The following is a 14,693-nucleotide window of genomic DNA, read 5'->3' as shown; positions in this document are numbered from 1 at the left end:
ACGGATTTCACGGCGGTGTCGGGGACGCTGAGTTTCGCGGCGGGGGAGACGTCCAAGTCGGTCACTGTGGACGTACTCGGTGATGGTGTGGTGGAGGCCGGTGAGACCTTCTTGCTGAGTCTGGCCTCGCCGTCGGGTGCGGTGCTGGGCGTCGACACGACGGCGACGGCGACGATTGTCAATGATGATGCGGCGGTGGTGTCGATCTCGCCGGTGAGCCTGAACGTCACCGAGGGGAATACCGGGACGTCGGCGGCGCAGTTCGCGGTGTCGTTGTCCCAGCCGGCGCTGAGCACGGTCACGGTGGGTTATGGCACGGCGAAGGGGACTGCGACGGCGGGGGTGGATTACACCGCGGTGTCAGGCACCCTGACGTTTGCTGCGGGGGAGACCTCGAAGTCGGTTGCGGTGGCGGTGGCCGGGGATGGGGTGGTGGAGGCCAACGAGACCTTCACGGTGAATCTGGCCTCTCCCAGTGGTGCGGTGCTGGGCACCAAGACGGCCACGGCGACGATTGTCAATGATGATGCGGCGGTGGTGTCGATCTCCCCGGTGAGCCTGAACGTCACCGAGGGGAATGCCGGGACCACGGCGGCGCAGTTCACGGTGTCGTTGTCCCAGCCGGCGCTGAGCACGGTCACGGTGGGTTATGGCACGGCCAATGGGACTGCGACGGCGGGGGTGGACTACACCGCGGCGTCGGGCACACTCACCTTCGCTGCGGGCCAGACCTCGAAGTCGGTCACGGTGGCCGTCGTCGGGGACACCACCGCGGAACTCAATGAGACCTTCACCGTCACCCTGGCCTCACCGTCGGGAGTCCAACTGGGCTCCAACAAGACAGCGACAGCGACGATACGAAACGACGACGGACCGCTGGTGTCCATCTCGCCGGTGAGGGTCATCGAGGGCAATTCAGGGTTGACCGCGGCTCAGTTCACCGTGTCTCTGAGCCAGCCGGCGGCGGTCCCGGTCAGGGTCGGCTATGCGACGGCCAACGGTACGGCCACGGCGGGCCGGGACTATTCCGCAGCATCCGGGACGGTGACCTTCGCGGCCGGCCAGACGTCGCAGCAGATCGCCGTACTCGTGTTCGGGGACCGATCAACGGAGGCCGACGAGACGTTCACGATCTCTCTCTCGGCGCCCTCGGGGGCCCAGTTGGGGGTGCGAACGGCCACCGGAACGATTGTCAACGACGACGGCGTGCCGGCAGCCGGCGCCGTCGCGACGGGTAGTCGGTACGCAGCGGCCTAGCGAGCCTTGCGGACGCTGCGGCGCAAGGCTTTCAGAGCACCGGCGAGTTGCTCGCGACAGCGTCGTGCCAACTCCTCCTCCAATTGATAGAGCACGCCGTAGGTGAAGGTGTCCTCACCGGCCGCGTGCGCCGCGGCCGCCTCGTGGAGAAGATGTGCACGGCTGACCGTACTGTCCTGATGATCGCCGAGCAGGCTCTGGATCATCTTTGCCCGCTCCGACACCGCCGCGTTGCCGGTTGCGGCGGCAACGTAGCGAAGCCGCTTGGCCGCCTTGCGAACCCGATGCAATGCCTCGTCGCGCTCGTGTTCGGTGGCGGCCTCGGCTGCCATCCGGGCCCGATTCCGCACGCGCTTGTAGCCCGAGGCGATAGTGGGGTGCGGTTGCCCGTCCTCCGGAGGGGGACTGGTGATGACGACGTCATCGAGCGCGTCGAGCAGCCGGAAGTACCGCGCCGATCGCATCGCTTTCAATGAACGGTTCAGGCCCGCTTTGTAACGTAGCCAGCCGCCGTTGACCAACCGCGCCCGAACCGGTCCGCGAACCAGTTCCGGCGGCAACGCGTCCAGTGCGTCTCGATAGCGCTCGGCCAGCACCTCGGCGTCGCGGGCGATGCCGAGCACCGCGGCCAACTCGCGTAACTCGCTGAGGATCGTCGCGTCGTCGGTCAGACCGAACTCTTCCTCGGAGGCCTGCAGCAGACTGCGGATCTGGCGGATGGTGACCCGCATCTGATGCACCGCGTCGTCGGCGTCGGCGCGGACCGCGCGGTCCCACTCCAGTAGAGCCTTGACCTGTTCGGCCACCGCGCGGTGCACCGGGTCGGCCGGAGACTCCGGGCTCTGCTTAGTGCTCTCGCCGAGGACCTTGGCGAGTTTCGAGCCGTGGCCGGCGCCCTGTGCTCCTGCGTCGAGCAACCGGTTGGCCAATCTGTTCAGCAGACCGGCCGCGTCGTCGATGCCCGCGTCGACGAGTTCCAATTCCCACTCGCGCCAGTGCTGCTCGGCCTCGGCCCCGCCGTCGGCGGGATTCAGCCGACAGGCACTGACCCGGTCGTCGCAGAACTCGGCGAGCGCGGCGCCGTCGGGCCCGTAGATCATGGTCACGTCACGTTCGGTGGAGATCTTTGCGACCGCGATCAACGGCCGGTCACGGACGATCGCACGGACGACGTCGAGCAGCGTCTCGGGCACGTCAGCGGGCCGGTCGACGCCGGTCAGCGGCGCCCGGACCTCGGTGCGAGCCTCTCCGGCGGGCAGCTTGAGATGCCAGCCCTCGTCAGGGCCACCCGTGCGGCGGCGCAGCGTCACCCAGTTGGCGGCCAGATCATGGTTGGCGGTGTCGAAATAGAAGGCGTCGAGGTGCTGGGTGGGCAGTTTCTCGACCCGCGAAACCGCCGCCAGCCCGTCGAACGACGGTGACAGATCGGCATGGGGCGCGTCGAACTTCCGCTCCAATTCGACAAAGCGTCCGGACTTCGCCACCGGATCAGCGTCGCACACGACCGGGGGGTCGCGTTCGGTCCGGGGCGGTTTCGATCAGAAGCTGTGCTCCTCGGCGGGGAAGGCGCCGCTGGCCACCTCGCCCGCGTACTGGATAGCGGCCCGGCGCAACTCGCCACCGACGTCGCCGAACCGCTTGACGAACTTGGCGGTCTTGCCACCGGTGAGGCCGGCCATGTCCTGCCAGACCAGAACCTGGCCGTCGCAGTTGGGTCCCGCGCCGATGCCTACCGTCGGAATGGTCAGCTTGCCGGTGATCTGGGTTGCCAGTTCGGCGGGCACCATCTCCATCACCACCGCGAACGCGCCGGCCTCCTGCACGGCGATCGCATCGGCGACGGTCTGTTCGGCGGCGTCGCCGCGCCCCTGCACCCGGAACCCGCCCAGGCTGTTGACGCTCTGCGGGGTGAAGCCGATGTGGGCCATCACCGGAACACCGGCGGCTGTCAGGGTCGCGATCTGGTCGGCCACCCGCTCCCCGCCCTCGAGTTTCACCGCGTGCGCCCCGGCCTCCTTGAGGAACCGGGTGGCGGTGGCCAGTGCCGGGGCCGGGCCGCCCTCGTAGCTGCCGAACGGGAGGTCGGCCACCACCAGGGCATGCTCGGCGCCGCGCACCACCCCGCGCACCAGCGGAATGAGTTCATCGACGGTGACCGGCACGGTGGTGTCGTACCCGTACACGACGTTGGCGGCTGAATCGCCGACCAGCAGCACCGGGATACCGGCCTCGTCGAACAACCGGGCCGTCGAGAAGTCGTAGGCGGTGAGCATGGCCCACTTGTGTCCCTCGGTCTTCATCCGCTGAAGGTGGTGGGTGCGAATTTTGACGCGTGCGGGGGCGCCGGCCCCGTAGAGCGGCTGCTCGGTATCGGACATGGTTCCGTCCCCAAATGTCGCCGGTTCGATCCTCGTGGCCCATCCGGGTCCCCGGGTTCGCGTGCCCCTCAAGTCTGCCACCGCCCCGGGGAGGGAGGAAATCCGCCGGCGAGTGCTGTTGCTCACAGTGAGTGCGCCTAGCATCGGCGTATGCAGCGCCTCAGCGGACTCGACGCCAGCTTCCTCTACCTTGAGACCTCTACTCAGCCGCTGCACGTCTGTTCCGTGCTGGAACTCGACGGCGCCACCATCCCGGGCGGGTACAGCTTCGAGCGGCTGCGTGACGAACTGGCCCTGCGGATCACCGCAATCCCCACGTTCCGGGAACGGCTGGCCAACAGCTTCCTCAACCTCGACCACCCGGTCTGGGTGGAGGACACCGAATTCGACGTCGACCGCCATCTGCATCGCGTCGGTCTGCCGGCGCCCGGCGGCCGGGTGGAACTCGCCGAGATCTGCGGACACCTGGCGTCCCTACCCCTCGACCGGCGCCACCCGCTGTGGGAGATGTGGGTCATCGAAGGACTCGGCGGCACCGACGCACGCAAGGGCGGCCGGCTGGCGGTTCTGACCAAGGTGCACCACGCCGCCGTCGACGGTGTCACCGGAGCCAACCTGATGTCACGGCTGTGCTCGGTCGAGCCCGACGCCCCGCCGCCGGACCCGGTGCAGGCCACCGGGAACACCAACGCGCTGCGGATCGCGCTCGGCGGGCTGGGCAGGTTCGCCGCGCGCCCGGTCAGTCTGGCGACCAGTGTGCTTCCCTCCACCGTCTCGACCGTGGTCGACACGGTGCGCCGGGCGGCGGGCGGCAGGGCGATGGCCAACCCGTTCGCCGCCCCGCCGACGCCGTTCAACGCGCGCATCACCGCCCACCGCAACGTCGCGTTCAGCCAACTCGACCTGGCCGACATCAAGGCGGTCAAGGACCATTACGGGGTCAAGGTCAACGACGTCGTGATGGCCCTGGTGTCGGGGGTGCTGCGCAGGTTCCTGCTCGATCGCGGTGAACTGCCGGACTCCAGCCTGGTCGCCATGGTCCCGGTGTCGGTTCACGACCGCTCCGACCGGCCCGGCCGCAATCAGGTCTCCGGCCTGTTCTCCAGCCTGCACACCGAGATCGCCGACCCGGCCGAGCGGCTGACGGCGATCGCCGAGGCCAACACTGTCGCCAAGGACCACAGTTCGGCTATCGGTGCCACCCTGCTGCAGGATTGGAGCCAGTTCGCCGGGCCGGCGGTGTTCGGGGTCGCGATGCGGGTGTACGCGCGCACCCGGCTCACCGAGCGGCCGGTGCACAATCTGGTGATCTCCAACGTCCCCGGGCCGCAGATCCCGCTGTATTTCCTGGGCGCGGAGGTCGAGGCCATGTACCCGCTCGGGCCGATCTTCCATGGCGCCGGGCTGAACATCACAGTGATGTCGCTCAACGGCAAGCTCAACGTCGGGCTGATCTCCTGCCCGGAGTTGCTGCCGGATCTGTGGGACATGGCCGACGGCTTCGTCACCGGCATCTCCGAATTGCTGGCGACCACCAAAGCGCGGCGGCGTTCGGCCAAGTCGGGGCCGCAAGGCTGACCCGCGGAACACGCTGCCCGGGCGGCCCGCTCTGCGGACGTGGCAGCATGTTGGCCATGAGGCTCTATCAGCGCCCCCGATTCGTGCGCGCCGCTGTCGTGGTCCCTGCCCTGGTGGGCCTGCTGTCGGCGAGCGCGGGCTGCAGCACCGTGGTCGGCGGCAAGGCGGTCATCGCCGAGCCGCAGATCGGCCAGCCGGTCGCCTGGGGTCCCTGCCGCCCCGCCGGCGGCGGGGGCGGAGCCGCTCTGCCCATCCCGGCCGGTGCGCAGTGCGGCAAGATCGCCGTTCCCGTCGACTACGCCAAACCCGACGAAGCTCAGGCAACCCTGGCGCTGATCCGGTTCCCGGCAACCGGGGACAAGATCGGATCGCTGATCATCAACCCCGGCGGACCCGGGGAGTCCGGGATCGAGGCGGCCACCAGCCTGCTCGACGGCCTGCCGCGCCAGGTGCGTGATCGCTTCGACCTCGTCGGCTTCGATCCGCGCGGCGTCGGTTCGTCGACCCCGGCGCTGTGGTGCAACTCCGACGAGGACAACGACCGATTGCGCGCCGACCCACAGGTGGACTACAGCCCCGAGGGTGTCGAGCACATCGAGGGCCTGACCAAGGAATTCGTGCAGCGCTGCGTCGACAAGATGGGCAAGGAATTCCTGGCCAACGTCGGCACCGCCAGTGTGGCCAAAGACCTCGACGCGCTGCGCGCCGCGGTCGGCGACGAGAAGTTGAACTATCTGGGCTACTCCTACGGGACCCGCATCGGTGCGGCCTACGCCGAGGCCTACCCCGACAAGGTCCGGGCGATGGTCCTCGATGGCGCGGTGGATCCCAACGCCGATCCCATCCAGGCCGACATCGACCAGGCCGCGGCCTTCCAGAAGGCGTTCAACGACTTCGCCGCCGACTGCGCCAAGGACTCCGACTGCCCGCTGGGCACCGATCCGGCCAAGGCGGTCACGGTCTATCGCGACCTGGTCGATCCGCTGGTCGACAAGCCGATGAAGACCAAGGACCCGCGTGGTCTGGGCTACAGCGACGCGATCGTCGGCACCATCATGGCGCTGTACTCGCCGAATCTGTGGCGCCACCTGAGCCAGGCCCTCACCGAGATGACCAAGGGCCGCGGCGACACCATGCTGGCGCTGGCCGACATGTACATGCGGCGTGACCCGCAGGGGCATTACACCAATGCCACCGACGCCCGCATCGCCGTCAACTGCGTCGACCAACCGCCGGTCACCGATCGCGCGAAGGTCATCGAAGAGGACCGCCGGTTGCGGGAGGTGGCGCCGTTCATGAGCTATGGCGAGTTCACCGGGCACGCACCGATGAGCACCTGCGTGTTCTGGCCGGTGCCGCCCACCAGCACTCCGCACGCCGTGTCGGCCGCCGGGCTGCCGCCGGTGCTGGTGATCTCCACCACCGGCGACCCCGCCACGCCGTATCAGGCCGGTGTGGATCTGGCCAAGCAGCTCGGCGGAGCGCTGTTGACGTTCAACGGGACTCAGCACACCGTCGCGTTCCAGGGCCAGCAGTGCGTCGACGACTACGTCGCGGCCTATCTCGTCGACCTGAAGCTGCCACCGCAGGGAGCCACCTGCTGAACCGCTGCGCGACTGATACCGAGGTGTGACCGTCGCGCGCTGCCCACGCGGTGTAAACCGTGCCACGATGGCGGCCATGAAACGCGCGAGTCGGACGGACTCGGCGGTGTTCTCCGCGGCTTCGCCCCTCGTGAGCACCCTGCTGGCGGCGGTCCTCACGTCCGCGCCGGCACTCGCCGCTCCCGGTCTTGGTCAGACCACCCCGCCGCAGTGGGGGGGCTGCGAGCGTTTCGTCACCGAGAGTTATCTGCCCACCGCGCAGTGCGCCGCCGTCCCGGTGCCCATCGACTACGCCGACCCAGACGGGGCCCAGGTGAACCTGGCGGTGATCAGAATCCCGGCCAGCGGCCAGCGGGTGGGCGCGCTCATGATGAACCCGGGCGGCCCGGGGGCATCGGCGGTCGACTCGGTGGTGGGCCTGTACGAGAAACTGGCCGACAGTCCGGTCACCGAACACTTCGACCTGGTCGGCTTCGACCCGCGCGGCGTCGGGCACTCCACGCCCGAACTGCGCTGCCGAACCGATGCCGAGCGTGACGCTTGGCGACGCGAGCCGATGGTCGACTACAGCCAGGCCGGAGTGCTCGCCATTGAAGCTCTCAACCGCGGCTTTGCTCAGAAGTGTCTGGAGCGGATGGGTAAGCAGTTCCTGGCCGGTGTCGGAACCGCTTCGGCCGCAAGGGATATGGACGCTGTGCGTGCCGCACTGGGTGAGGACCGGATCAACTATCTGGGCTTCAGCTACGGCACGGAACTGGGTACGGAGTATCTCGAGCGATTCCCCGACCGGGTCCGTGCCATGGTGCTCGACGGCGCGATCGACCCGACCGAGGACCCGATGGTCTCCCTGGTTGAGCAGATGGCCGGCTTCCAGCAGGCGTTCAACGACTATGCCGCCGACTGTGCCAAGTCGCCGGCCTGCCCGCTGGGCACCGACCCGGCCCTGTTCGTGGCCCGCTACCACCAACTGGTCGACCCCCTGGTGGCCAAACCCGGACCGACCTCCGACCCCCGCGGGCTGAGCTACGCCGACGCGATCACCGGCACCGTCAACGCGCTCTACACCCCGTCCTACTGGAAATACTTGACCAGCGGGCTGCTCGGTCTGCAACGCGGACAGGACGCCGGCGACCTGCTGCTGCTGGCCGATGACTACGAGGGCCGCGACGACGAGGGTCACTACGGCAACGGCCAGGATGCCTTCAGCGCCATCCGGTGCGTGGACAACCCCACCCCCAGCGATCCGGCCACCTGGGCCCGGGTGGACCAGCAGATCCGGCAGCGGGCACCGTTCCTGTCCTACGGACAGTTCACCGGCTTCGCCCCCCGCGACCTGTGCGCCTTCTGGCCGGTGCCGACGACGCTGGCCCCGCACGCGGCGACGCCCGCGCCGCCCGGCAGCGTGGTGGTGGTGTCGACAACCCATGATCCGGCTACCCCGTACCAGGCTGGCGTGGATCTGGCCCGGCAACTGCAGGCCCCGCTGATCACCTACGACGGAACGCAGCACACCGTCGTCTTCAACGGCGACGACTGCGTCGACAACGCGGTGGTGGGTTATCTCGTCGAGCGGATCGTGCCCGGCAACCTGCGCTGCTGAGCCACAGGCTGTTACCGGGAGCCGTCGCCCCGCGGCCGGACGGCCGGGGGTTCAGCGACGCGCAGACCTGACGCCGAGGTAGAAGGACAGCGTCTTCGGCGACACGCGGTTGCCGCCGAACCATGGCCACATGCGAAACGAGAACCCGCCGGCCTTCAGGTCCGGAGGGGAAGCCTTGTAGACCGTCTGAGCCCCGTGGCTGATCGTCACCCCGGCGTAGTCCACCGCGAACGCGAACGAGTCGCCGGCCGGAACCCTGATGATCTCGTCGTCCGACGGAAGCACCCTTTTATCGGCGACGTTGAAAGCCGGTGCCACCTCGAAGGTCTGAGCCTGCACGTTCCAGCGCCAGGCGACCATGGTGGCCTCGACGTTAGCCGGGATGCTGAAGCCGATTCCGGTCAGCTTGTTCCAGTCGTATTGATCGTCGTCGTTGAGGTCGTAGACCGTGTCAGGGGTGAACGTCGCCGATCCGGACACCGAGCGCACGAATGGATCGATCATGGGCGGAAGACCGATATGGGTGTTCTTGAGAATCGTCACCCGTCGTTGGCGCGGACCTGCCGGCGACTGCGCACCCGGCGCGATGGCGGGGTTCGACACCGTGGCCGCCGGGCGGTCGCCGCGAGCTCTGGCGGCCGTCACCGATGGAGCCCGCCTGCGCGGCACCGTGGTCGCCGACCGTTCGTTACCCGTCCGACGTGCCGTCGGCCCGGTACGGCCGGTAGGGGAGCCAGTCTGGGCTTCGCGAGGAGCGGACTGGGTCGCGGTGCGGGAGCCGGAGTCGGGTCGGCCGGTGTCGGCGGACGCTTCTGTCGCGCCCCAGCCGGCGATGGCCGCGCCGAGGCCGAGCGCTACCGCGCAGCCGGCCACGTGCGCGCCGATCCTTGGGGAAGCTGTGCCCGGCATGGAGCTTGCACCTCCCAGGGGACGACAGTGACGAAGCGCAACGCCGGCGCTGCCGGAGTTCGGCTGTCACCAATGTAAACCCGCCCGGCGAATCGCCCGGGTCCCACCTCCCTCCGCCGTTGGTCTCACTGGTTGCAAAGCGGCGGCCGTAACACGGAGTTAACAGCCGATGCATACGCTCGCGGCATGGACCGGCAAAAGGAATTCGTGCTGCGCACGCTGGAGGAACGGGACATCCGATTCGTCCGGTTGTGGTTCACCGACGTGCTCGGATACCTCAAATCGGTCGCCATCGCGCCGGCCGAACTCGAGGGCGCCTTCGACGAGGGCATCGGATTCGACGGGTCCTCGATCGAGGGCTTCGCCCGGGTCTTCGAATCCGATACCGTCGCCCGGCCGGACCCGTCGACATTCCAGGTGCTGCCCTGGACGACCAGTTCGGGACAGCACCACTCGGCGCGGATGTTCTGCGACATCACCATGCCGGACGGTTCGCCGTCGTGGGCCGACAGCCGCCATGTGCTGCGCCGTCAGCTTGCCAAGGCCAGCGACCTGGGCTTCTCCTGCTATGTGCACCCCGAGATCGAATTCTTCCTGCTCGAGCCCGGGCCCTTCGACGGCAGCGCGCCGGTTCCGGCGGACAACGGCGGCTATTTCGACCAGTCCGTTCACGACTCCGCTCCCAACTTCCGCCGGCACGCGATCGACGCCCTCGAGCAGATGGGCATCTCGGTGGAATTCAGCCACCACGAGGGCGCACCCGGCCAGCAGGAGATCGACCTGCGTTACGCCGACGCGCTGTCGATGGCTGACAACGTGATGACCTTCCGCTACGTGGTCAAGGAGGTCGCGCTGGCTGAGGGTGTGCGGGCGTCGTTCATGCCCAAACCCTTCGCCGAGTACCCGGGCTCGGCCATGCACACTCACATGAGTCTGTTCGAGGGGGAGACCAACGCCTTCCACAGCCCCGACGATCCGCTGCAGCTCTCGGATGTGGCGAAGTCGTTCATCGCGGGCATCCTCGAGCACGCCAGCGAGATCAGCGCGGTGACCAATCAATGGGTGAACTCCTACAAGCGCCTGGTTCACGGCGGGGAGGCCCCCACGGCGGCGTCGTGGGGCGCGGCGAACCGCTCCGCGCTGGTGCGGGTGCCGATGTACACCCCGCGCAAGGCCGCATCGCGGCGCGTCGAGGTGCGCAGCCCGGACTCGGCGTGCAACCCCTACCTGGCCTTCGCGGTCCTGCTGGCGGCCGGGTTGCGCGGTATCGAGAAGAACTACCGACTCGGCCCGCAGGCCGAGGACAACGTCTGGACCCTGACGCCGGAGGAACGCCGCGCGATGGGCTACCGCGAGCTGCCGTCCAGTCTCGGTGTGGCGCTTGGCGAGATGGAGAACTCCGAGCTGGTCGCCGAGGCGCTCGGCGAGCATGTTTTCGACTACTTCCTGCGCAACAAGCGTGCGGAGTGGGAGGAATACCGCAGCAACGTCACCCCGTTCGAGCTGAAGAAATACCTCGCGCTCTAGCCGCGCGATAGCGTCATGGTCGTGGTCAAACCCGCGACGCAGCGTCCCCGCCTGCCGGGCGTGGGAAGGCTCGGTCTGGTCGGACCCTCGGCCGCCGCGCACCTGAGCCGACTGGGCTGGGACACCGACGCCCACGTGGAGTTGCTGTGGTCGCTGTCGCGGGCGCCGGATGCCGACACCGCCCTCAACGCCCTGGTCCGGCTCTCCGAAGCGCTCGCAGGCGACTGGGCCCAACTCGACACGGCGCTGCGGGCCGACCGCGGTCTGCGGGGCCGGTTGTTCGCGGTACTGGGCTCCTCGCTGGCCCTCGGTGACCATCTGGTCGCCAACCCGCAGTCGTGGCACCTGCTCGAGGGTGAGGTGAGCCTGCCCGGCCCCGAACGGCTGCGCCGGATTTTCGCCGATTGCATAGCCGAATTCGGGCCGGCGGAGACGGCGGTGATGCCGAAACTGCGGTTGTGCTACCGCGACCAGCTGATGGTGCTGGCCGCGCTGGATCTGGCGCCGACGGTCGAGAACGAGCCGGTGCTGCAATTCCCGATGATCGGCCGGCATCTCTCCGACCTGGCCGACGCTGCACTGGGCGCGGCTCTGGAAGTGGCGGTGGCGGGTGTCTGCAAGGGCGAGGAACGACCGCGACTGGCGATCATCGCGATGGGCAAAAGCGGCGCGCGGGAATTGAATTACGTCAGCGACGTCGACGTCATCTTCGTCGGTCAGGACGCCGATCCGGTCACCACCCGGGTGGCGGGGGAGACGATGCGACTGGCCTCGGAGGCCTTCTTCGAAGTGGACGGGGCTCTCCGTCCCGAGGGGAAGGCCGGAGCTCTGGTGCGGACCCTGGACTCACACGTCTCCTACTACCAGCGGTGGGCGAAGACCTGGGAGTTCCAGGCGTTGCTGAAGGCCCGGTTCTGCGCCGGCGATCCCGAACTAGGCCACCGCTACATCGACGCCCTGATGCCGATGGTCTGGACCGCCTGCGAGCGTGAGGATTTCGTGCCTGAGGTGCAGGCCATGCGGCGGCGGGTCGAGTCGCTGGTGCCCGCCGACGTGCGAGACCGGGAGATAAAACTGGGCACCGGAGGTCTGCGCGACGTCGAGTTCGCCGTGCAACTGCTCCAACTCGTGCACGGCCGTACCGATGATTCGCTGCATGTCGCCTCGACGGTGGATGCGCTCGCCGCACTGGCAGCGGGGGGTTATGTCGGCCGCGACGACGCGGCGAACCTGACCGCGTCCTACGAGTTCCTCCGGCTGCTCGAACACCGGTTGCAGCTTCAGCGGCTGAAGCGCACCCATCTGCTGCCCGCTCCCGACGACGACGAGGCGCTGAGATGGCTGGCCCGGGCGGCTCACGTCCGGCCGGACGGCACCCACGACGCTCTGGGGGTGCTGCGGGAGGAACTCAAACGGCAGAACGTGCGGGTGTCCAAGCTGCACGCCAAGCTTTTCTACCAACCGCTGCTGGAGTCGGTCGGCGCGTCGGTGGGCTTGGGCCAGATGTCGGCGGAGGCGGCCGAAAGACAGCTTGCCGCACTGGGTTACGAGGGACCGCAGAGCGCGCTGACGCATCTGGGCGCACTGGTGAAGTCGAGCGGACGGCGGGGCCGGGTGCAGTCGGTGCTGCTGCCGCGGTTGCTGGACTGGCTGTCCGACACCCCCGACCCGGACAGTGGTCTGCTGGCCTACCGGCGGATCAGCGAGGCACTGGCCGACCAGCGCTGGTTCCTGAGTACGCTGCGCGACGAGGGCGCGGTGGCCAAGCGGCTGATGCGGGTACTGGGGACCTCGGCGTTCGTGCCCGAGCTTCTGATGCGCGCGCCGGAGGTGATCCAGTCCTACGCCGACGGCCCGGCCGGGCCCAAACTCCTCGACGTCGGTCCGGACGGAGTGGCCAAGGCGCTGATCGCCTCGGCCGGGCGGCACCCCGACCCGGGCCGGGCGATCGCGGCCGCCCGGACGCTGCGCCGGCGGGAACTGGCCCGGGTGGCCTCGGCGGACCTGCTGGGCCTGCTCGACGTCGAGTCGGTGTGCCTGGCGCTGAGCGCGGTGTGGGTCGCGGTGCTGCAGTGCGCCCTCGAGGCGATCATCCGGGCGAGCACGCCGGCCGGCGGCGCCCCGCCGGCGGCCATCGCGGTGATCGGAATGGGCCGCCTCGGCGGAGGGGAGCTGGGATACGGCTCGGACGCCGACGTCATGTTCGTCTGTGAGCCGGCCGACGGCGTGGACGAGACCCGCGCGGTGAAGTGGTCGGTGTCGGTCGCCGAGCAGGTACGCGCGCTGCTCGGATCCCCCAGCGACGACCCGCCCCTGGAGGTCGATGCCAACCTGCGCCCGGAGGGCCGCAACGGCCCGCTGGTGCGCACTCTGGCCTCCTACGCCGCCTACTACGGCCAGTGGGCACAGCCCTGGGAGGTCCAGGCGCTGCTGCGGGCCCGGCCGGTGGCCGGCGATGCCGATCTCGGGGTGCGCTTCGTGGCGATGGCCGACCGGACGCGCTATCCCGACGGTGGGGTCTCGGCGGAGGCGGTGCGCGAGATCCGCCGGATCAAGGCCCGGGTGGACGCCGAGCGGCTGCCCCGCGGAGCCGACCCCAACACCCACACCAAACTGGGCCGCGGCGGCCTGGCCGACGTCGAGTGGACCGTGCAGCTGCTGCAGCTGCGACACGCCCACGAGGTGCCCGCCCTGCACAACACCTCCACGCTGGGGGCGCTCGACGCGGCCGGATCGGCCGGACTCATCCCGGAGGCCGACGCCGCCCAGCTGCGGGAGGCCTGGCTGACCGCGACGCGGGCCCGCAACGCCTTGGTACTGGTGCGGGGCCGGCCCACCGACCAGCTGCCCGGCCCCGGCCGCCAGCTCAATGCGGTCGCCTCGGCGGCCGGCTGGCAGGACGGAGACGGGGGAGCCTTCCTGGACAACTACTTGCGTGTCACGCGACGCGCGAAGGCGGTCGTGAACAAGGTTTTCGGGAGCTGAGTTGGCCGATGAAACGAAGTTCGACGTCGAGCTGATCGGCGAGCAGGAGTACGAGCGGCTGCACCGCCGCTACGCCCCGCTGGCCACCGCGATCCGCGAACTGATGCAGGCCAGCCTGCATACCGCCGTCGAGGCCGAGACCGCCCACTCGGCGACCGCGGCCATCGAGGCCGTGACCGCGACGCTGAACCGCGACCAGCGCATGCGCGCCGGGTGGGCAATGCGGCACGAGGCCACCGGCCTTCCGGTGGTGTGGTCGAATCCGGCCGTGGGAGTGCGTAATCCGATCGCCCCGCCGATGCAGGTCCACCACGATCCCGACGGCACCGCCTGGAGCGAGTTCACCCTCGGCGGGGTGTACGAGGGACCACCGGGACTGGTGCATGGTGGTATCTGCGCGCTGGTTCTGGACCAGCTGCTCGGGGAGGCGGCGACTAGAGCGCTGACCGAGCCGAGGTTCACCGGCACCATCAGCCTGCGATACCTGCGGGGCACACCACTGGGACCGCTGCGGGCCGAGGCCCACATCGACCGCGTCGAGGATCACAAGACCTACGCCCGCGGCGTGATCAGCGACAGTCGGGGACCCACGGTGGAGGCGGACGGGGTCTTCATCACACCGGCCTGGGCAAGGGACGGGCAATGAAGTTCTACGTCAGCAGTGCTTTCCTGGACATCGGCGAGATCGTCGACATAGCTCGGGCGGCCGATGATCTCGGATACGAGGGCATGGCGATTCCCGACCACGTGGTGAACCTGGAGACGCTGGCGACCCCGTATCCGTACACCCCCGACGGGCAGCGCCGCTGGCAGCCGTTCACCGACTGGCCCGACCCGTGGGTACTCGTCGGCGCG

General features: G+C 69.0%; 10 protein-coding genes and 1 pseudogene. 8 read left to right on the top strand and 3 right to left on the bottom strand.

The window, feature by feature from the left end; genetic code table 11:
* Positions 1-1,257: Calx-beta domain-containing protein (locus ACKOQ4_RS07805; protein WP_526290520.1), on the top strand; the 1,257-nt coding region annotated here is incomplete at its 5' end.
* Here the strand turns inward: ACKOQ4_RS07805 and ACKOQ4_RS07800 are convergent.
* Both ACKOQ4_RS07800 and panB read right to left on the bottom strand, forming a co-directional pair.
* Positions 1,254-2,741 carry a CYTH and CHAD domain-containing protein gene (locus tag ACKOQ4_RS07800; protein WP_526290518.1) on the bottom strand — a complete coding sequence of 496 codons (1,488 nt, stop codon included), beginning with the start codon at positions 2,739-2,741 and terminating at the stop codon, positions 1,254-1,256. The genes ACKOQ4_RS07805 and ACKOQ4_RS07800 overlap by 4 nt on opposite strands.
* Before the next feature lie 54 nt (positions 2,742-2,795).
* The gene (gene panB / locus ACKOQ4_RS07795) at positions 2,796-3,635 is read right to left on the bottom strand and encodes a 3-methyl-2-oxobutanoate hydroxymethyltransferase (RefSeq protein ID WP_526290516.1); all 840 of its coding nucleotides are present in this window, start codon (positions 3,633-3,635) and stop codon (positions 2,796-2,798) included.
* Positions 3,636-3,785: 150 nt separating this feature from the next.
* On the opposite strand from panB, the gene ACKOQ4_RS07790 reads away from it, so the two are divergent.
* From ACKOQ4_RS07790 to ACKOQ4_RS07780, 3 genes are all read left to right on the top strand, one after another.
* Positions 3,786-5,213, top strand: a complete 1,428-nt coding sequence (locus ACKOQ4_RS07790; RefSeq protein ID WP_526290514.1) for a WS/DGAT/MGAT family O-acyltransferase — start codon at positions 3,786-3,788, stop codon at positions 5,211-5,213.
* A 56-nt stretch (positions 5,214-5,269) separates the two neighbouring features.
* The gene (locus ACKOQ4_RS07785; RefSeq protein WP_526290512.1) at positions 5,270-6,817 is read left to right on the top strand and encodes an alpha/beta fold hydrolase; all 1,548 of its coding nucleotides are present in this window, start codon (positions 5,270-5,272) and stop codon (positions 6,815-6,817) included.
* A 67-nt stretch (positions 6,818-6,884) separates the two neighbouring features.
* The gene (locus ACKOQ4_RS07780; RefSeq protein ID WP_526290510.1) at positions 6,885-8,417 is read left to right on the top strand and encodes an alpha/beta fold hydrolase; all 1,533 of its coding nucleotides are present in this window, start codon (positions 6,885-6,887) and stop codon (positions 8,415-8,417) included.
* Positions 8,418-8,468: 51 nt separating this feature from the next.
* Here the strand turns inward: ACKOQ4_RS07780 and ACKOQ4_RS07775 are convergent, their stop codons facing one another.
* Positions 8,469-9,290 (bottom strand): hypothetical protein, encoded by an 822-nt coding sequence (locus ACKOQ4_RS07775; RefSeq protein WP_526290508.1) that lies wholly within the window; start codon positions 9,288-9,290, stop codon positions 8,469-8,471.
* Positions 9,291-9,512: 222 nt separating this feature from the next.
* Here ACKOQ4_RS07775 and glnA point away from each other — a divergent pair, with 222 nt between their 5' ends.
* The 4 genes and pseudogenes from glnA to ACKOQ4_RS07755 all read left to right on the top strand — a co-directional run.
* Positions 9,513-10,853, top strand: a complete 1,341-nt coding sequence (gene glnA, locus ACKOQ4_RS07770) for a type I glutamate--ammonia ligase (RefSeq protein WP_526290506.1) — start codon at positions 9,513-9,515, stop codon at positions 10,851-10,853.
* Positions 10,854-10,868: 15 nt separating this feature from the next.
* Positions 10,869-13,838, top strand: a complete 2,970-nt coding sequence (locus ACKOQ4_RS07765) for a bifunctional [glutamine synthetase] adenylyltransferase/[glutamine synthetase]-adenylyl-L-tyrosine phosphorylase (RefSeq protein ID WP_526290504.1) — start codon at positions 10,869-10,871, stop codon at positions 13,836-13,838.
* A 1-nt stretch (position 13,839) separates the two neighbouring features.
* The gene (locus tag ACKOQ4_RS07760) at positions 13,840-14,484 is read left to right on the top strand and encodes a PaaI family thioesterase (protein ID WP_526290502.1); all 645 of its coding nucleotides are present in this window, start codon (positions 13,840-13,842) and stop codon (positions 14,482-14,484) included.
* A pseudogene (locus tag ACKOQ4_RS07755) lies at positions 14,481-14,693 on the top strand (LLM class F420-dependent oxidoreductase); the annotation flags it as partial. The gene ACKOQ4_RS07760 and the pseudogene ACKOQ4_RS07755, both read left to right, overlap by 4 nt.

The sequence above is a fragment of the Mycobacterium sp. genome (genome assembly GCF_046095365.1).
Lineage (GTDB): Bacteria > Actinomycetota > Actinomycetes > Mycobacteriales > Mycobacteriaceae > Mycobacterium.
Note: the sequence above shows the minus strand (reverse complement) of the source record. Positions and strands in the feature narration are given on the sequence as shown.

Excerpts from the sequence above, each read along its gene's own strand:
- ACKOQ4_RS07785 (WP_526290512.1), top strand. The coding sequence starts at position 5,270 with ATGAGGCTCTATCAGCGCCCCCGATTCGTGCGCGCCGCTGTCGTGGTC.
- ACKOQ4_RS07790 (WP_526290514.1), top strand. The coding sequence starts at position 3,786 with ATGCAGCGCCTCAGCGGACTCGACGCCAGCTTCCTCTACCTTGAGACC.
- ACKOQ4_RS07765 (WP_526290504.1), top strand. The coding sequence starts at position 10,869 with ATGGTCGTGGTCAAACCCGCGACGCAGCGTCCCCGCCTGCCGGGCGTG.
- panB (WP_526290516.1), bottom strand. The coding sequence starts at position 3,635 with ATGTCCGATACCGAGCAGCCGCTCTACGGGGCCGGCGCCCCCGCACGC.
- ACKOQ4_RS07780 (WP_526290510.1), top strand. The coding sequence starts at position 6,885 with ATGGCGGCCATGAAACGCGCGAGTCGGACGGACTCGGCGGTGTTCTCC.
- glnA (WP_526290506.1), top strand. The coding sequence starts at position 9,513 with ATGGACCGGCAAAAGGAATTCGTGCTGCGCACGCTGGAGGAACGGGAC.